Here is a 17,385-nt window from a genome sequence, read left to right as displayed (position 1 = left end):
TTGTATTCTTTCAGTTTGTCATTCCGTAGGAATCTCAGTCGCTTGTGAATGACAAACAGGAGTTGATATTTTAGTTTAAAAAGAAGTTCAATATAAAACTATTATTAAAAATGACTTTTTATCATACTTTTGAAGTTCGCTGGAGCGATCTTGATGCGAATAAACATTTAGCAAATTCATCTTACGTTCAGTATTGTGCGCAAACCAGAATGGCTTTTATGAAGCAGGAAAAAATGGGAGTTACCCAAATGAGCCGATGGGGAATCGGTCCTGTAATCATGCACGAAAGATTTTCTTTTTTTAAAGAAATATTTGCAGATCAGACGGTGATTGTAAGTCTGGAAATTGATGCCTGTGCAGAAGACTGTTCTATTTACCGTTTTGTACACAAGTTTTATACACCAGCAGGAGAGCATTGCGCCACTGCAGAAGCAACCGGAGTCTGGATCGATACAATGTTGAGAAAAATGACAACGCCGCCCGATGATGTAGTTGAAGCCATGAACAAATATAAGTCTCCTGAAACGGTGGTTTTAACAAGAGAAGATTTTAAAAAACTTCCTTTCCGTCCGGAAAATATTGATCCGGCAAACTTCAATGTTTAAAGTTCAATATTTTATGTTTGAAGTTAGTGAAACATCCATGATCCGGCTTCCAACACCCAGCTATAAAAAATAAAATATGTTTGAAGATAAAAACCCGGAATTAACACCGATTTCAAAATTAGGAGAGTTCGGATTGATAAAACACTTAACGGAATTTTTTCCTTTATCCAACGAATCTTCGGAGGTGGGAGTAGGAGATGATGCAGCGGTTATCAATCCAGGAAATAAAAGAGTGGTTCTCACGACCGATGTTTTGGCAGAAGGTGTTCATTTCAATTTAGGATATGTTCCGTTGAAACATTTGGGCTACAAAGCTGTAGTGGTGAATCTTAGTGATATTGCAGCAATGAATGCAACACCTACGCAGATTTTAGTATCTCTTGCAGTTTCCAATCGTTTTCCGGTGGAAGCGTTGGAAGAGCTGTATGCCGGAATTCAGACGGCTTGCGGAAGATATAAAGTTGATTTAATTGGCGGCGATACAACAAGTTCGAATGCAGGTCTGGTGATGAGTATTACAGCTGTCGGAATTGAAAATGAAGAAAATATCGTCAAAAGAAGCGGTGCAAAACCAAACGATTTGCTTGTAGTGAGCGGAGATTTAGGCGGAGCTTATATGGGACTTCAGATTTTGGAAAGAGAACACGCTGTTTTCTTAGCCGATCCGAATATGCAGCCTGAAATGGAAGGTTTTGATTATATTCTGGAAAGACAGTTAAAACCGGAAGCTAGAACCGATGTGAAAGGAATTTTGGAACAATTGGATATCAAACCAACCTCTATGATTGATATTTCAGATGGTTTGGCTTCGGAGATTCTTCATCTTTCAGATCAGTCGAATGTAGGTTTCAGATTGTACGAAGAGAAAATCCCGATGGATAATCTTACCATTACAACGGCAGATGATTTTAATCTAAATCCTGTGATGGCAGCTTTAAGCGGTGGTGAAGATTACGAATTGTTATTTACCATTTCACCTGACGATTTTGAAAAGATGAGAAATCACCCTGATTTCAGTATCATCGGTCATGCAGTTGAAAAAGAAGAAGGTAATTTTATGGTGGCAAGAGGTTCTAATCAATTGGTAGCTTTGACGGCACAAGGTTGGGATGCTTTTTTAGGAAATCAGCAAAACGACTAAAATTTAATTTTAAATATTATATTTTGAAACCACTGCATTTTGTAGTGGTTATTTGTTAATTTTAAGTTTATGAATGAAGTGAATAATAATTTGAGAGTTCAATGTTATTGTTGTGGTTATTTCACAATTGAAGAGAGGGGAAATTATGAAATTTGTCCTGCCTGTTTTTGGGAAGACGATGGATATAACGATTTGCTTCGATATAGTGGTCCAAATCACATGACTTTAGAAGAGGGAAGAAAGAACTTTTTGGAGTTTGGAGCTTGTGAGGAGAGATTCTTAAAAAATGTTGTAAAAAATCCTGAAGCTAAATTTAGAAAAGAGAACTTTTAGAATCTAACGTAAAAATCCAACTCACTTGAGCTGGATTTCAATATTTTGTAAAAAAATTAAGCCTTCACAATATTCACAATCACTTCAACCGCCTTCTCCATACTTTCCAAAGCTACATATTCATAAGGTCCGTGGAAATTCATTCCGCCTGCAAAAATGTTTGGACAAGGCAATCCCATGTAGGACAATTGCGCTCCATCTGTTCCGCCTCTGATGGCTTTTATTTTCGGTTCAATTCCCGCTTCTTTCATCGCTTTTGCAGCAAGGTCAACAATGTGCATTTTTCCTTCAAACTGCTGCTTCATGTTGCGGTACTGTTCCTTAATTTCAACTTCTGCTGTTTTTTCACCGTGTTTCTGATTAAATTCAGCAACTTTTTCCTCCATGAATTTTTTTCTGGCTTCAAATTTTTCGTCGTCATGATCACGGATAATATATTGAAGTTTACATTCGGAAACATCAGATGTTACATCCATCAAATGATAAAAACCGTCAAAACCTTTTGTTGTAGAGGGTATTTCGTTCGTAGGTAAAGACTGAATAAATTCTGCCGCCAAAAGACTTGCATTCACCATTTTTCCGAATGCATAACCAGGATGTACACTCAATCCGTGGATTTTTACCACCGCTCCTGCTGCATTGAAGTTTTCATATTCCAGCTCACCCACTTCGCTTCCATCCATCGTATAAGCAAATTCTGCCCCGAATTTTGATACATCAAATTTGTGTGCGCCTCTTCCGATTTCTTCATCCGGAGTGAAACCAAGCACCATTCTTCCGTGCTTAATTTCCGGATGAGCGATTAAATATTCTGCTGCTGTTACAATTTCTGCACAGCCGGCTTTATCATCTGCACCGAGAAGCGTATTTCCGTCAGTTGTAATTAAAGTCTGTCCGATGTGTTTTTTTAAACTTTCAAATCTTGAAGGAGATAACGTAAAGTTGCTTTCTTTATTTAAAACTAAATCTTCTCCCTGATAATTTTCCCAAACCTGAGGTTTCACGTTTTCCCCACTGAAATCCGGTGAAGTATCGTAATGAGAAATAAATCCAATCGTTGGCTGGTTGTCACTTTCTAAATTTGACGGAACGTAAGCCATAATATAACCGTGTTCATCAATAGAAACGTCTTCCAGACCAATCATTTTCAGTTCTTCCACAATATAATTGGCAATGTCCCACTGTCTTTCTGTAGAAGGAGTGGTTTCGCTTTCTGCGTCACTTGTTGAATATATTTTTACATAGCTGAGAAAACGGTTCAGTAATTTTTCTCTCCACATTTCGTTGAATTCAATTGTACTCATTAGATGTATAAAATTTTAACAAAGTTAGCAAATTTGATGCTGTGAACGTCTTTTTTGTATTTGAATATGAGGCAGTAAACGTATAAATCCATTATAAATTATTGGTTATCAAAAGAATCTCAGCTTTGTTTTGTAGAGGGAACGAATTGTTTTAGTTTTATTATATTTGAGAAAACCAAAAGTAATGTTTCTTACCGAATGTCCCAGAGACGCAATGCAGGGTTGGGATGAGTTTATTCCGACCAGTAAAAAAATAGATTACATCAATTCACTAATGGAAGTGGGCTTTGATGTGCTCGATTGTGTGAGCTTTGTTTCTCCAAAAGCAATCCCGCAAATGGCAGATTCTGCCGAGGTTGCAGAAAACATAGACAAATCTTTATCCAATACCAAAGTTTCTGCGATTATAGGGAATTATCGCGGAGCTGAAAAAGCACTTAAACATCAATCAATAGATATTTTGGGCTTTCCTTTTTCTATTTCCGAGACTTTTCAGCACAGAAATACCAATAAAAACCAGGAAGAAGCTTTCAGTGATGTCGTGAAAATGGTTGAGCTTACAAAAAGTGAAGGTAAAGAGTTCAATCTTTATTTTTCAATGGCGTTCGGAAATCCGTACGGGGAATTTTGGAAATGGGAAGATGTCGATTTTTGGGCAAACCGTTTTTCTGAAATCGGAATTAAAAACATTTTATTGTCTGATACTACGGGAGTTGCAACTACAGAAACCATCTCTGTTTTATTTGAAAAGCTTCCTGCAAAATATCCTGAAATTGATTTCGGAGCGCATTTTCATAACCGATATGAAGATTCTTATTCTAAACTCAAATCTGCATACGATAAAGGCTGCAGAAGATTTGATTCAGCAATCAAAGGAATTGGCGGTTGTCCGATGGCGAAAGATGATTTGGTGGGAAATATGCCGACTGAACAGGTGATCAACTTTATGAGTGTTGAAAAAGCGGAACACAAATTGAATTTACTGAACTTTGAAAGTTCTTATAACAAAGCGAAAGATATTTTTCATTTTTGAGACATTGTCTCTCTAAATTTTAATTTATGACGTCAAAAATAACATATACAGGAGATTTAAGATGTTCGGCAGAACATATACAGTCAGGAACCATCATCGAAAGTGATGCGCCAACAGACAACCACGGAAAAGGTGAAAAGTTTTCGCCAACTGATCTTTGTGCTACTTCTTTGGCTGAATGCGCACTGACTACCATTGCGATTCTGGGAAAAGATAAAGGGATCAATATTGACGGAGCGTACTGTACTCTTCAGAAAATTATGAAAACCGAACCGAGAAGAATTGGGGAAATCGTTTGTAATTTTGTTTTTTCAGATACCTATTCAGATAAAGAAAAAACGTTTATCGAAGAAACCGCTCATAATTGTCCGGTTGCAAGAAGCCTCCATCCGGAATTGGTACAGACAATGATTTTCATTTATCAATAAATAATTGCCGCAGAATTTCTGCGGTTTTTTAATTTTATTTTTTAAATATGATACCAATTATTACATCAAAACAATTAAAAAATCTTTTTACCGAAGACCTTATTATTCTTGACGCAAGAGCGGGGAAAGACGCTTATCAGAACTATCTCATCGGGCATATCAAAGGAGCAAGATTTATAGATCTGGATGAAGATTTGGCAGGAATTGGCGAAGATGCAGCTTTTGGAGGAAGGCATCCGCTTCCGAGTATTAAAAAATTTGCCGAAACTGTTTCCTGTTTAGGAATTTCGGAAAACTCTCATGTTGTAATTTATGATGATAAAAATGGAGCAAATGCCGCATCCAGAGCTTGGTGGATGCTGAAATCTTTTGGATTGAAAAATGTACAGGTTTTGGATGGCGGAATTCAAAATGCAGAAAAAGAAGGATTGAAATTTTCATCAGGAGAAGAAACTTTCCAAAAATCTGAATTAAGTAAAACTGAAAATTGGCTTCTTCCTTTATCGGCTTTGGAAGATGTTGAAAATGAAATAACAAACTATTCTTCAACAGTAATTGACGTAAGAGATGCGTATCGTTACCGAGGTGAGTCTGAACCGATTGATTTGATTGCTGGTCATATTCCGAGAGCGATAAATATTCCTTTTTCTGAAAACCTTGATGATAACGGAAATTTTCTTTCACCTCAAATTTTAAAAGAAAAATATTTAAATTTTTTAGAAAATAAGCCGAAGAAATTAATAATTCATTGCGGTTCCGGAGTTACAGCCTGTCATACAATCTTAGCTTTAGTTTATGCGGGATTTAAAATTCCAAATTTGTATGTCGGCTCTTGGAGCGAATGGAGCAGAAGAGAAGGGAAAGAGATTGCTACAGAAATTTGAATTTAGGCTTAAGATAGAAATCAGACTTAATATTCTTATCAATTTAAAACCTTAATGGTTCAAATAAATTTAAATAAAAAAAGCTGCCAAAAATTGACAACTCTTATATTTTTTGACAAATGATGATATTTACGGACACTAAAACTTCCAGCGCCCCGCTTCCATCTTCCATTCTTTAAAGCATTCCAAGCTCAAATTTTGCTTCTTCACTCATCATATCTTTGTTCCAGCTTGGTTCAAAGGTAAGTTCAAGATCCACTTCGTTTACATTTTCTACGGCTTTTACCTTGTCTTTTACTTCCTGTGGCAGAGTTTCGGCAACCGGACAATTCGGCGTAGTTAAAGTCATGATGATTTTCACATCGGCTTCTTCCGAAATCTGAACATCATATATTAATCCCAACTCATAAATATCCACCGGAATTTCCGGGTCGTAAACGGTTTTCAGTACTCTGATGATTTCTTCTCCTATATCTGCGATCTGATCGTCTGTAAATTTCATTTTTTAATTTAATCTAAATTCAAATTTCTTTGCAATAAATCTTCCTGACGCATCCGTCTGAAAATGTTTGCCAAAGTTAAGACATCTTTTTCACAATAGTCAACTATTCTGGGCAAGTCTTTTTCTATGTAGTAAATTGATGAAACCATTGATCCGTCAATGTCGTCTTTCGGGGTCGGTATTCCGAAAACGTGAGCCAGCAATTCAAGTGAAACATAGCTTTTATAATCTCCGAATTTCCAAAGTTCCATCGTATCGATATGTGGAATTTCCCATGGTTTTTTTCCAAACATCTGAAAAGGAGTAGGAGGCATTATTCCGTTGATGAGAAAGCGTCTTGCAATCCAGGGAAAGTCAAATTCTTTTCCGTTGTGAGCACATAGAATAACGTCACGAAGTCTGGGACTGTTAAAGATCTCGCCAAACTCCATCAGAATTTTCTTCTCATCATGTCCTTCGAAGCTTTTTATTTTTAAAGTGTCGTTTTTCTCCAGCATTCCGATACTGATGCAGATGATTTTTCCAAACTCAGCCATGATTCCGGCTCTGTCGTAAAAATCTTCGGGAGAAATTTCGTCTTTGCGCTGAAATCTTGTCTTTTTATCCCAAAGTTTTTGTTCGGTTTCAGATAAATCTTCCCATGATCCCGCATTCGGAACGGTCTCAATATCAAGAAATAAGACTTTTTCTAAAGGAATATGCTGAATCATTATATGTTTATTTAGTTATTATTTTTTTAACCAACAATTAAACCGTTTTTAACAGCCATTGAAGGAGAAATAAGTGTGATATCTTTTGGGTTTTCACCATAAACTCCCAGAACCAGACATTCACTGAAGAAATTGGCAATCTGTTTTTTCGGAAAATTTACCACAGCTAAAATCTGCTTTCCGACTAAATCTTCTTTAGCATACAAAGTTGTAATCTGTGCTGAAGATTTTTTTTATTCCTAAATCGCCAAAATCAATTTCAAGCTGATAGGAAGGGTTTCTTGCTTTTTCAAAATCATGAACAGAAATAATAGTTCCGCATCGAATGTCAATTTTTTCAAAATCTGACCATGAAATTTCAGGTTTTACTTTCATATGAATGAATTACTCGTATAGCAAAAGTATCAAAATAGATACAAAAAATTTTAAAATATCAACTTTGAAAAAAGAATTTTTTATAATTTTACTCAAAACACATACAGATGTTGATAAAAATTTACGGAAGTGCCATCTTTGGAGTTTCAGCTCAGACCATTACTATTGAAGTAAATATCGATACAGGCGGCGTTGGTTATCACCTTGTAGGTTTACCTGATAATGCGATTAAAGAAAGCAGTTACAGAATTTCTGCCGCTCTTAAAAACGTAGGTTATAAAATACCCGGCAAAAAAATAACCATCAATATGGCTCCTGCGGATCTCCGGAAAGAAGGAGCTGCGTATGATCTTAGCATTGCAATGGGGATTTTGGTGGCTTCAGACCAGATTACAGCAGATGATATCAACGATTATATCATCATGGGTGAGCTTTCCTTAGACGGAAGTTTGCAACCCATAAAAGGAGTTCTTCCAATTGCGATTCAGGCTCGGGAAGAAGGTTTTAAAGGAATTATTTTACCAAAACAAAATACACGGGAAGCCGCCATTGTTAATAATCTTGATGTGTACGGCGTTGAAAACATAAAGGAAGTCATTGATTTTTTTAATGAAGGAAAACCTATTGAAAAAGTGGTTTTGGATACCCGAAAAGAATTTCAGGAAAAAATAAATCAGTTTCCCTTTGATTTTTCTGAAGTAAAAGGGCAGGAAACCGCAAAACGTGCCATGGAAGTTGCAGCAGCAGGAGGACACAATATCATCCTCATCGGACCACCCGGAAGCGGAAAAACAATGCTCGCAAAAAGAGTTCCCAGTATTTTGCCTCCCCTTACTTTAAAAGAAGCTTTAGAAACCACCAAAATACATTCTGTTGCCGGAAAAATGGGAACGGAAACATCTTTAATGACGGTTCGTCCGTTCCGTTCACCGCATCATACTATTTCAGATGTTGCTTTAGTTGGTGGTGGAAGTTATCCTCAACCAGGCGAAATTTCTCTCGCGCATAACGGAGTTTTGTTTTTAGATGAAATGCCCGAGTTTAAACGAACTGTTTTGGAGGTGATGCGACAGCCTTTGGAAGATCGTGAAGTTACGATCTCAAGAGCGAGATTTACGGTAAATTATCCTTCAAGCTTTATGCTGGTTGCTTCTATGAACCCAAGTCCGAGCGGATATTTTCCTGACGATCCGAATAATACTTCTTCAGTTTTTGAAATGCAGCGGTATATGAATAAGCTTTCGGGACCGCTTTTAGACCGAATTGATATTCATGTAGAAGTACAGAAAGTAGAATTTGAACAATTAGCCGAAAAAAGAAAGGGCGAGAAAAGTGAAGATATCAGAAAGCGTGTTTTAAAAGCCCGTGAGATTCAGAATGAACGATATAAAAATCTGTCAATCAGCTATAATGCTCAAATTGGATCAAGAGAACTGGAGCAGTTTTGTGAACTGGATGATGCTTCTTTTAACCTCATCAAAATGGCAATGGAAAAACTAAATCTTTCTGCAAGAGCGTATGACAGAATTTTAAAAGTTGCCCGTACAATTGCTGATCTGGAAGAATCTGAAAATATTTTATCACATCATATTTCTGAAGCAATACAGTACAGAAGTCTGGATCGGGAGTTTTGGAATGTATAGATAAAATGATAATTCTATCTCCGAATTAATCAAGCTTTTTACACCAAAGTGCATTTTGATTTCTCCAAAAGTGTAAATCATTTTTCATGTGAAAACATCAACTTTGGGGGCATAAAAAAATTAAGTTTTTTTATCATTTTGTGTTATCGGGGAGCTTATATGTTCCCCGCTTTTTTTAATTAATCAGCAGACTGCAAAATATTGCTTATCTTTAATCTATTGTTAATTTCACAAATGATTCCTTTTTTCAATAAAATACACTTACTCCGTATTATTAATAACGGATCTCACAAGTATAACAGTATTGCAGAGAAAAACAAAATACAAATTCTGAATGCTATTTCTATTTCTATATATTTTTTGACCATACTTGTAACCGCAGTTTATTTGATGTATGGTTTTTATTGGATGGTTGTTTTAAACTGTATAATTTTCATTATTTATTTTCTCAATAAAAATTTTTTGAAAAAAGGATATTTTCTTTTAGCGAAAGTTTTTGGTTTACAGGGAATTATTGTCTATTTGTTTCTTTGTGGCGTTTTTTATGGTTATCCTATTACCTTAACGCATTATTACACGATTCCGATTATTGTATGCCTGTTTATATTTTCTGCGAAAGAAGGACATTACATGCTATTTTTCATTATACAGCTTATCTCTTTGTTTTTTATTCAGGCACTTTATCCTGATCGTTTGTTTTCGGTAAATTTTAATATCCTTTCTCCAGAAAAAAAAGAACTACTGAATGTAATTTTTCTTTTAGCGATGAGTATATTTCTTCTTTGTCTTGTTTTTTTAATTGTTTTCATTGTAGATATTCAGGAAAGAAAACTGAAAAAATTGAAAGCGAAACTTTTTTTGGTAAAAAAAACGCTTAAAGTACAGAATAATGAATTGCAGACTTTTGGCTTGGCGGCAACTCATTCTCTCAAAACACCCTTGTTTATTATTAACAGTTTTTTAAATAAAATTGAAGACAATATACATAATAGAACAGGACACCTGCACGACTATTATTTTCGGCTTATTAAAGAAAGCAATCAGCTCAATGAGAAATATTCTAACGATTTAATTTCGTATCTGTCGATCTATAATACTGTCAGGAATTCTGAAGTGATCAACCTTCGACAGTTTATTGAAGGGTGCTATGAGATCTACAAAATCAAATACAAAGAAGCCAGAATCATTAACCAAGTTGAAGATATGACGATTGTTTCTAATCCTTTACTTTTAGAAATTATTATTCAGAATATGGTAGAGAATGCTTTAAAGTACAATGTTTCTGAAGTACCGGAAATAAAAATTTATGCTAAAACAGAGAAAACTGTTTTATCTGTTTTTTTTGAAGATAACGGCATTGGTATCAGTAGGGATTATGCACAAAAAATATTCGATCCTTTCAACAGAATTAATGAAATCGAAACTTCTGCGGGAAGCGGTTTGGGATTAACGATCTCAAAATTTGCCGCTTTTAAGATAAATGCAACACTGGATTTACATTATAGCAGTAAAGACAAGGGTTCCATCTTTAAACTATGTTTTACCAATGAAAATGAGTCGCATTAAATATTATTTTTTAATCAAGATGGCGAGATTAATGTACATCGGCTTTCATAAGAGTAACTCTGAGGAAACCAATGTGAAGATTATTTTCTTTAATATTCTCAATTTCAGTTGTCTTTTGAATCAGTTTCTTGCAACGTTCCTTTACCTTTTTGTTGGAGTTTACAACAGTGCAATTTATTCTTTATTGTTACTACCTGTTCCTGTGTTGATATATTATGTTAATTATAAAAGGAAATATCTGCTCTCCAAATTATTTATTTTTACCTATTACAATGCGATTATTTTTGTGACATCCTGTTATTTTTCACATCCTTATCTTTCCTACTATTATATTCCTGTGATTATTGGCTCTGCGATTGTTTTTAATACCAAAGAGCTTAAATATTTATTGCTCATCAATTTTTTGTCTTTTTCTTTATTAATCATCGAAAACACTTCGTTAAGTCAATACATACCTCATCTTTATCAGGACAAAAATCATGAGAAAACCACCATTATTGTGTTGGCTGTTCATGTTAATTTTATTCTCGGGCTGCTTTTTATGTATGCGTATTATATGCGCCTTAAAATGAAAAGATTAATTAAACTTAATAAAACACTCAAAGAAGCAAAAACTAAACTGAAAAATCAATCGGAAGATTACCTTCTTTTTAGTGAAGCGTCCAGCCATTTTTTAAAGTCTCCCATTCATGTTTTCAATACGTTTATCGGGAAAATAGAACAGGGAATTGATGAAAATAAATCTTACGAGGAGCTGAAACCCTATTTCTCTGTCATTAAAAAAAATATTGATCAGGAAGAGAAATTTATCAATAATATGTTTGATTATAACAAAATCATCCTCACTGTACCACAAAAGAAAAGTCATAATTTGACAAAAATTCTGACTGAGAGTTTGGAAAGTTTCAAAAAAAACAAATCTGATTTTGAGTATTTTATAGATAGTCAGGACGTTATTCTTAAAACAGATGTTTTGTTGTTAAATAAAATCACCACTATTATTGCAGAAAATGCTTACTGTTATAACAAAAGTCAAATTAAATCTTTAAAAATAATTTATAGTATCAATAAAAGTAATTTGACGATTAATTTTATCGATAACGGAGTCGGAATCAACGAAGCTGATCGTGAAAATATTTTCAAATCTTATATCAGAATTAACAGCATAGACAATGTAAAAGGTATCGGAATCGGCTTATTAAAAGCCAAAAAAGCGGCAGAATTGATCAATGCACAAATTGTTTTGGCGCAAAGCAGTGATTCGGGAACTACTTTCCAATTAATTATTAACACAAATAAATAAAAAAATGAAAATTAAAATTGCCTTTGTAGAAGATAATAACCTGTTTTATCAATCTTTAAAATTATTGCTTCTTGAAAGCGAAGAGTTTGATATTGTCGGAATGTTTTCTAATGCAGAATCTTTAATTAAAGATTTTCCCTACATTCTTCCGGAAATTGTTTTGATGGATATCAATCTTCCCGGGATGTCCGGTGTAGAAGCTGTTTCGGTCATAAAGAAAGATTATCCGGAAACTAAATTGATTATTTTAACTGTTCTGGAAGATGACGATAATGTTTTTAACTCACTGAAAGCAGGAGCAGATGGATATTTGCTGAAAAGAGATTCTTTAGAAAAAATAACAGAAAAGATTCTGCTTATCCAGGAAGGAGGGGCACCGATAACATCTTCTATCGCGAAAAAAATAGTTGATTATTTCAAGACTGAAAATGACAGAAACAGTACTTTAGAAATCAACACTCTTACTCCCCGTGAATTAGAGGTTCTGAATCATATCTCAAATGGACTTTTAAATAAGGAAATTGCAGATAAATTATTTTTATCAATTGATGCCATAAAAAAGATTGCTCAAAGTATTTATGAAAAACTGCAGGTAAGAAACAGGGGTGAAGCAATAAAGAAATATTTAGATAACAGAAAATAAAAAATTCGCTAATTGGAGTTAATGTTTATCAAACAAAAAACCGCAGAATAAAATTCCGCGGTTTTAAATATTATTTAGAAAAAATTATTTCTTTTTCTTTTTTGCCGGAGCAGCTGTTTTGATTTTAGATGCACCTGTATCAGCAGGAGTATTTTCATCTTTTACCAATTTCAATTCGTCTACCAATCTTCTTGCACCTGCAAATTTATCCATTGTCCAAAGTACAAAACGGATGTCAACATTGATGGTTTTTTGCCATTCTTTTTCAAAAACAATATCTCCGCTCAACGCTTCGCTGTTACCATCGAAAGCAATTCCGATAAGGTTTCCGTCTCCGTCAATGACCGGTGAACCGGAGTTACCACCAGTAATATCATTGTTTGAAAGGAAGTTTACAGGCATATATCCTGCTTTATCAGCATACTGACCATAGTCTTTTGCATTGTGAAGGGCAATAAGTCTTTGCGGAAGATCAAATTCTTCGTCTCCGGCTTTATATTTTGCCACAAGACCATTCATGTCAGTATAATAGTTTTCTGTGATACCGTGGTAATCTCTGTCGTCTCTCATCGGAAGAGTGTCTACAGATCCGTAAGTTAATCTCATTGTTGAGTTTGCATCCGGATAGAATTTTTTCTCAGGCTGAGCTTTTCTCAGTCCATCTAAGAATAAACGGTTGTTTTTAGCAAAGAAATCATCAACCAAAGCATATTTATCATTGTAATATTTTTGATCTGTTCCTATTCCTCTTGCAATTTTAAGCAAAGGATCCGCATCCAGTTTTAAACGGTCAGGATTTGCGATAAAATTGCTTACTGATGTTTTGTTGGCAAAAATAGAAGAGAATGCAACATTTGAAAGAGTGTTTGAATTAAGCTCCATCAAAGTTTTAGATGCCACATCTTTATTTACTCTTGCCTGATAAAGATTAACCATAGAATTCAGCATTTCGCCTTCCAGCTCCGTGTTGATGTTTTCATAAGTAGTTTTTACAGCCTCTTCCAATTTTGGTTTCATAGCCAATCTTCCCGCCAAATCCTGTTTTGCATAAGAATCCAGCATTGATGACATTTGATAAGCAATAGAGATATATTTAGCATTTCTTGTTAGCAATGAAGAATACATTCTTTCTACATTTCTGTCAGAAACCTGTTTGTAATATTCTCTGATATTTTCCAGAACACCATCATACATTTCGTTACCTGGAAGCAATGCCCAATTTGCGTAAATTTTTTCAAGACTTTGTTTTTCCTGAATAGTTCCGTTCTTGTTTACGGCATCTATTGTTCCCTGTCTGTTTTTCCAGTAGTTGGCTACACTTGCGTATTGAGAAGCATAGTTAAGCTGAGTAGCTTTATCTTTGTCCATATACTTCTTCATTACATCCATTGCCATTTTAGAGCCTTCTACCCAAGCCGGATAGTCTTTTGTTACCATCTGCTGAATTCCGTAAGACGTTAAATAACGATTGGTTCTTCCGGGATATCCTAAAATCATGGCAAAATCTCCTGGCTTTACTCCTTTTAGAGAAACCGGCAAATAATGTTTAGGCTTCAAAGGAACATTTGTAGGTTTGTATTCGGAAGGATTTCCTGCAGCATCTGCGTATACTCTGAATACTGTAAAATCTCCTGTATGTCTCGGCCATTCCCAGTTGTCTGTATCACCTCCGAATTTCCCGATGGATGAAGGCGGTGCTCCTACTAATCTGATGTCTTTATAGTCCTGATAAACGAAATAGTAAAATTCGTTTCCGTTAAAGAAATCTCTTACAACAACTGTATATTTTCCGTTTTCAGAATTTTCTGTCTGAATTGCTTTTGTTTCAGCATCAATCACAGCTTTTCTCTGAGCAGAGGTCATATCGTTATTCAGTTTGGAATTGATTCTCTGCGTAGCATCATCCATTCTTACCAAAAATCTTACATAAAGATCTTTTGCATTAAATTCATCTTTGTCTTTCATTGCCCAGAAACCATTCTTCAGGTAATCTTTCTCCGGTGTAGATGCAGCAGCGACGGCTCCGTAACCGCAGTGGTGATTGGTAAAAATCAATCCTCTGTCTGAAACGATTTCTCCGGTACAAAAACCACCAAAGCTTACAATAGCATCTTTTAAGCTGGAATTATTTACAGAGTAGATTTCTTCAGGGGTCAAATGCAAACCTTCTTTCTGCATATCAACGCCATTTAATCTCTTGATGAGCATCATTAGCCACATCCCTTCGTCTGCCCTCATTTGAGCAAAACTCAATAAGAAAGTGAATAGTAAGAATATTCTTTTCATTTTATTAAAAAATTTTTGTGGGGCTAATTTACTAATTTTTACTGTATTTCAGGTTTAAATGGTACGAAAATGGGTATTTCATCATTATGAAGAGAATTTTCCCAATATTTATAATGTTTTTATGCTTTGGTTTATGCCTAAACTGCGCATCGGTAAAGGTTACGGAACAAAATATTCACCGACAGTGGATGCTGGTTTCATATAAAGATTTTTCTAAAGAAGAATTAACGAACAGTAAAGCTGAAATCAATCTCACAAAAATTTCAGATGCAAATAAGATAACCGGAACTGCCTTTATGGGCTGTAACAGGATGTTTTTTAATGCTGAAATTAAATCAAAAAAAAGAATTGAAATTTCAGGATTGGGCAGTACATTGATGGCTTGTGAAAAAATGGAGCTGGAGTCACAATTTTCCAGAGATTTTGAAAAAATGCAAAACTTTGTGATTGAAGGTAATTTTTTAACTCTATATGACGAAAAAGGAAATAAAATGAAGTTCATAGCTGCAGATTGGGACTGATTGTTTGAATATGCACAATATATTAACGCCTTTGTAGATTAAAAAATAAGAGCAATTAAAGATATTGCGTTAAAAATTTCAATATGATTCAAAATGAATAATCTTAAATTTTTATCTTAACTCCTCATAAGTGTTTTAATTTAATTTTTACCATAAGATGTGAATTATAATTTGTATTTGATTACAAAAAATATTATCTTGTGAAACTCATAAAACAGACAGATTTTAATGTTAGAAAAAAAACAGCACAATTACGAAAAATCAGTTTTGGTAGGCGTTGTAACTCAACAGCAGGATGAAGATAAACTGATTGAATATATGGATGAACTGGAGTTTCTTGCTTTCACGGCAGGAGCCAGTGTCGACCGTCGTTTTACTCAAAAATTAACGCAGCCTGACTCCAAAACTTTTGTTGGAAGCGGAAAAATACAGGAGATCAAAGAATATGTAAAAGAAAATGAGATCGGAACAGTCATTTTTGATGACGAACTTTCACCTTCGCAGCTTAAGAATCTTGAAAGAGAAATGGAGGTTAAGATCTTAGACCGTACTAATCTTATTCTGGATATTTTTGCACAAAGAGCGCAGACTTCTTATGCAAGAACTCAGGTGGAATTGGCACAATATCAATATCTTCTCCCAAGGTTGACCAGAATGTGGACCCACCTTGAAAGACAGAAAGGGGGAATCGGAATGCGTGGTCCGGGTGAAACTGAAATTGAAACCGACAGAAGGATCATTCGTGACAGAATTACTTTGCTGAAAGATAAACTGAAAACCATCGACAAGCAAATGGCGACACAAAGAAACAACCGCGGAAAAGTGGTACGTGTTGCTTTGGTAGGATACACCAATGTAGGAAAATCTACTTTGATGAACGCATTGGCAAAATCAGAAGTTTTTGCCGAGAATAAATTATTTGCCACACTGGATACTACCGTAAGAAAGGTTGTTATTGGAAACCTGCCTTTTTTGCTGACAGATACGGTGGGTTTTATCCGTAAACTTCCGACTCAGCTGGTAGAATCATTCAAATCTACTTTGGATGAGGTGCGTGAAGCTGATCTTTTGGTTCATGTGGTGGATATTTCACACGAAAGCTTTGAAGATCATATTGAGTCTGTTAATCAGATTCTGATGGAAATTAATGCTCATCAAAAGCCGATGATCATGGTTTTTAATAAGATTGATGATTTCAGTTACGAAAAGAAAGATGAAGACGATCTTACTCCGGGTTCCAGAAAAAACGTATCTCTGGAAGAATGGAAAAATACGTGGATGGCAAAATCAAAACATCCAACAGTATTCATTTCAGCATTAACGAAAGAAAATTTCCCGGAAATGAAAAAACTGGTCTATGATGAGGTGATGAAGATTCATATTTCTAGATTTCCTTACAATGATTTCCTTTTCGAATTCTTTGATAATGACGAAGAGGAAAACGAAAATAAGAATTGATGAAATGTAAATTTTTATTCATTTTTCTTATCATTCCTCTGTTGGGAATCGCTCAGTTTACTGATCTTAATTTAAAACAGATTGAGAGAAATATCAGCAATCCGAAATCTGGCTACGGCTATGAAAAACTGATTTTTAAATTCAAAGGATATCCTAAATCTTTGGACAGTATTGAAGCGCAGCATCTATATTACGGCAGGAATTTCATCAAAAATAAAGTTTCTTCTACAGATGATGAATTTGCAAAACTTGCAGATGCCTTCAAAACGGGAGATTTTCAGAAATGTGTTGAGCTTGGAAAGGTTCTCTATGGCAAAGACCCTTCTAACCTGGATGTAATTCTTATTTTGCTGAGAGCCTATGATTCTTTGAAAGACGGCAGTAACTTTGTGCATCATCTGAATCAATTAAGGCTGCTTACCGAAGCCATTAAAGGTTCCGGAGACGGAAAATCTGAAAAAACAGCTTTCGTGGTCAATTCGGTGGGTGACGAATATATTCTGCTCAATGTTTTAAACATCGGACAGGATTTTAAGCGGAATTCTATAACGCATAAAGATTCCGTGATTGATGTATGGTCGAAGGATGATCTTAAAGTTCACATTAAAATTCTTTATTTAGATTTTTTAAACTAAAGCAATAACAACAAA

17 protein-coding genes and 1 pseudogene are annotated in these 17,385 nt (G+C 35.0%); 13 read left to right on the top strand and 5 right to left on the bottom strand.

The window, feature by feature from the left end:
* Positions 1 to 110: 110 nt before the first annotated feature.
* The 3 genes from FNE73_RS00985 (at position 111) to FNE73_RS00975 (ending at position 2,079) form a co-directional block, all read left to right on the top strand.
* Complete coding sequence (locus FNE73_RS00985; protein WP_143882931.1) at positions 111 to 605, top strand: acyl-CoA thioesterase; 495 nt, start codon at positions 111 to 113, stop codon at positions 603 to 605.
* 76 nt (positions 606 to 681) lie between these two features.
* Positions 682 to 1,746 (top strand): thiamine-phosphate kinase, encoded by a 1,065-nt coding sequence (gene thiL, locus FNE73_RS00980; protein WP_143882930.1) that lies wholly within the window; start codon positions 682 to 684, stop codon positions 1,744 to 1,746.
* Between the two features lie 69 nt (positions 1,747 to 1,815).
* Positions 1,816 to 2,079, top strand: a complete 264-nt coding sequence (locus FNE73_RS00975) for a CPCC family cysteine-rich protein (protein WP_143882929.1) — start codon at positions 1,816 to 1,818, stop codon at positions 2,077 to 2,079.
* A gap of 56 nt (positions 2,080 to 2,135) precedes the next feature.
* On the opposite strand, the gene pepT is transcribed toward FNE73_RS00975, so the two are convergent.
* Positions 2,136 to 3,383 (bottom strand): peptidase T, encoded by a 1,248-nt coding sequence (gene pepT / locus FNE73_RS00970; protein WP_143882928.1) that lies wholly within the window; start codon positions 3,381 to 3,383, stop codon positions 2,136 to 2,138.
* A 184-nt stretch (positions 3,384 to 3,567) separates the two neighbouring features.
* Between pepT and FNE73_RS00965 the strand changes: the two genes are divergently transcribed.
* From FNE73_RS00965 to FNE73_RS00955, 3 genes are read left to right on the top strand one after another with little or no spacing between them, the layout of a single operon-like run.
* The gene (locus FNE73_RS00965; RefSeq protein ID WP_143882927.1) at positions 3,568 to 4,416 is read left to right on the top strand and encodes a hydroxymethylglutaryl-CoA lyase; all 849 of its coding nucleotides are present in this window, start codon (positions 3,568 to 3,570) and stop codon (positions 4,414 to 4,416) included.
* Positions 4,417 to 4,442: 26 nt separating this feature from the next.
* Positions 4,443 to 4,844: an OsmC family protein gene (locus FNE73_RS00960; RefSeq protein WP_143882926.1), complete on the top strand. Its 402-nt coding sequence runs from the start codon at positions 4,443 to 4,445 to the stop codon at positions 4,842 to 4,844.
* 47 nt (positions 4,845 to 4,891) lie between these two features.
* The gene (locus FNE73_RS00955; RefSeq protein WP_143882925.1) at positions 4,892 to 5,728 is read left to right on the top strand and encodes a sulfurtransferase; all 837 of its coding nucleotides are present in this window, start codon (positions 4,892 to 4,894) and stop codon (positions 5,726 to 5,728) included.
* Positions 5,729 to 5,903: 175 nt separating this feature from the next.
* Here the strand turns inward: FNE73_RS00955 and FNE73_RS00950 are convergent, their stop codons facing one another.
* The 3 genes and pseudogenes from FNE73_RS00950 to FNE73_RS00940 all read right to left on the bottom strand — a co-directional run bounded on the left by FNE73_RS00950 (position 5,904) and on the right by FNE73_RS00940 (position 7,315).
* On the bottom strand, positions 5,904 to 6,230 hold the full coding sequence (locus FNE73_RS00950; RefSeq protein ID WP_143882924.1) for an SUF system Fe-S cluster assembly protein: 327 nt from the start codon (positions 6,228 to 6,230) through the stop codon (positions 5,904 to 5,906).
* Positions 6,231 to 6,238: 8 nt separating this feature from the next.
* Complete coding sequence (locus FNE73_RS00945) at positions 6,239 to 6,940, bottom strand: 3'-5' exonuclease (protein WP_143882923.1); 702 nt, start codon at positions 6,938 to 6,940, stop codon at positions 6,239 to 6,241.
* Positions 6,941 to 6,966: 26 nt separating this feature from the next.
* Positions 6,967 to 7,315 (bottom strand): annotated as a pseudogene (locus FNE73_RS00940) (tRNA-binding protein).
* Between the two features lie 107 nt (positions 7,316 to 7,422).
* On the opposite strand from FNE73_RS00940, the gene FNE73_RS00935 reads away from it, so the two are divergent.
* The 4 genes from FNE73_RS00935 to FNE73_RS00920 all read left to right on the top strand — a co-directional run bounded on the left by FNE73_RS00935 (position 7,423) and on the right by FNE73_RS00920 (position 12,470).
* Positions 7,423 to 8,958, top strand: coding sequence for a YifB family Mg chelatase-like AAA ATPase (locus FNE73_RS00935; protein ID WP_143882922.1), 1,536 nt, complete (start codon positions 7,423 to 7,425; stop codon positions 8,956 to 8,958).
* Between the two features lie 462 nt (positions 8,959 to 9,420).
* A complete protein-coding gene (locus FNE73_RS00930) occupies positions 9,421 to 10,524 on the top strand; it encodes a sensor histidine kinase (protein ID WP_185147263.1) in 1,104 nt (367 codons plus the stop codon).
* Positions 10,511 to 11,827, top strand: a complete 1,317-nt coding sequence (locus FNE73_RS00925; RefSeq protein WP_185147262.1) for a sensor histidine kinase — start codon at positions 10,511 to 10,513, stop codon at positions 11,825 to 11,827. The genes FNE73_RS00930 and FNE73_RS00925 overlap by 14 nt, the downstream gene beginning before the upstream one ends.
* Before the next feature lie 4 nt (positions 11,828 to 11,831).
* Entirely contained in the window at positions 11,832 to 12,470 is a 639-nt protein-coding gene (locus tag FNE73_RS00920; protein ID WP_143882919.1) for a response regulator, read from the top strand.
* Between the two features lie 84 nt (positions 12,471 to 12,554).
* Here FNE73_RS00920 and FNE73_RS00915 read toward each other — a convergent pair whose 3' ends face one another.
* Positions 12,555 to 14,756, bottom strand: coding sequence for a S46 family peptidase (locus FNE73_RS00915; protein ID WP_143882918.1), 2,202 nt, complete (start codon positions 14,754 to 14,756; stop codon positions 12,555 to 12,557).
* Positions 14,757 to 14,842: 86 nt separating this feature from the next.
* On the opposite strand from FNE73_RS00915, the gene FNE73_RS00910 reads away from it, so the two are divergent.
* The 3 genes from FNE73_RS00910 (at position 14,843) to FNE73_RS00900 (ending at position 17,370) form a co-directional block, all read left to right on the top strand.
* The gene (locus FNE73_RS00910; RefSeq protein ID WP_143882917.1) at positions 14,843 to 15,277 is read left to right on the top strand and encodes an META domain-containing protein; all 435 of its coding nucleotides are present in this window, start codon (positions 14,843 to 14,845) and stop codon (positions 15,275 to 15,277) included.
* Positions 15,278 to 15,505: 228 nt separating this feature from the next.
* Positions 15,506 to 16,735 (top strand): GTPase HflX, encoded by a 1,230-nt coding sequence (gene hflX / locus FNE73_RS00905; RefSeq protein WP_143882916.1) that lies wholly within the window; start codon positions 15,506 to 15,508, stop codon positions 16,733 to 16,735.
* Positions 16,735 to 17,370 (top strand): DUF4919 domain-containing protein, encoded by a 636-nt coding sequence (locus FNE73_RS00900; protein WP_143882915.1) that lies wholly within the window; start codon positions 16,735 to 16,737, stop codon positions 17,368 to 17,370. The genes hflX and FNE73_RS00900 overlap by 1 nt, the downstream gene beginning before the upstream one ends.
* The last annotated feature ends 15 nt before the right edge of the window (positions 17,371 to 17,385 follow it).

It is taken from the genome of Chryseobacterium binzhouense, from assembly GCF_007474545.1.
Taxonomy (GTDB): domain Bacteria; phylum Bacteroidota; class Bacteroidia; order Flavobacteriales; family Weeksellaceae; genus Chryseobacterium; species Chryseobacterium binzhouense.
The sequence above is the reverse complement of the archived record's forward strand: the minus strand, read 5'-3'. Positions and strand labels throughout refer to the sequence as shown.

Coding starts and splice junctions, on each gene's coding strand:
- FNE73_RS00985 (WP_143882931.1), top strand. CDS start 111: ATGACTTTTTATCATACTTTTGAAGTTCGCTGGAGCGATCTTGATGCG.
- thiL (WP_143882930.1), top strand. CDS start 682: ATGTTTGAAGATAAAAACCCGGAATTAACACCGATTTCAAAATTAGGA.
- FNE73_RS00975 (WP_143882929.1), top strand. CDS start 1,816: ATGAATGAAGTGAATAATAATTTGAGAGTTCAATGTTATTGTTGTGGT.
- pepT (WP_143882928.1), bottom strand. CDS start 3,383: ATGAGTACAATTGAATTCAACGAAATGTGGAGAGAAAAATTACTGAAC.
- FNE73_RS00965 (WP_143882927.1), top strand. CDS start 3,568: ATGTTTCTTACCGAATGTCCCAGAGACGCAATGCAGGGTTGGGATGAG.
- FNE73_RS00960 (WP_143882926.1), top strand. CDS start 4,443: ATGACGTCAAAAATAACATATACAGGAGATTTAAGATGTTCGGCAGAA.
- FNE73_RS00955 (WP_143882925.1), top strand. CDS start 4,892: ATGATACCAATTATTACATCAAAACAATTAAAAAATCTTTTTACCGAA.
- FNE73_RS00950 (WP_143882924.1), bottom strand. CDS start 6,230: ATGAAATTTACAGACGATCAGATCGCAGATATAGGAGAAGAAATCATC.
- FNE73_RS00945 (WP_143882923.1), bottom strand. CDS start 6,940: ATGATTCAGCATATTCCTTTAGAAAAAGTCTTATTTCTTGATATTGAG.
- FNE73_RS00935 (WP_143882922.1), top strand. CDS start 7,423: ATGTTGATAAAAATTTACGGAAGTGCCATCTTTGGAGTTTCAGCTCAG.
- FNE73_RS00925 (WP_185147262.1), top strand. CDS start 10,511: ATGAGTCGCATTAAATATTATTTTTTAATCAAGATGGCGAGATTAATG.
- FNE73_RS00920 (WP_143882919.1), top strand. CDS start 11,832: ATGAAAATTAAAATTGCCTTTGTAGAAGATAATAACCTGTTTTATCAA.
- FNE73_RS00915 (WP_143882918.1), bottom strand. CDS start 14,756: ATGAAAAGAATATTCTTACTATTCACTTTCTTATTGAGTTTTGCTCAA.
- FNE73_RS00910 (WP_143882917.1), top strand. CDS start 14,843: ATGAAGAGAATTTTCCCAATATTTATAATGTTTTTATGCTTTGGTTTA.
- hflX (WP_143882916.1), top strand. CDS start 15,506: ATGTTAGAAAAAAAACAGCACAATTACGAAAAATCAGTTTTGGTAGGC.
- FNE73_RS00900 (WP_143882915.1), top strand. CDS start 16,735: ATGAAATGTAAATTTTTATTCATTTTTCTTATCATTCCTCTGTTGGGA.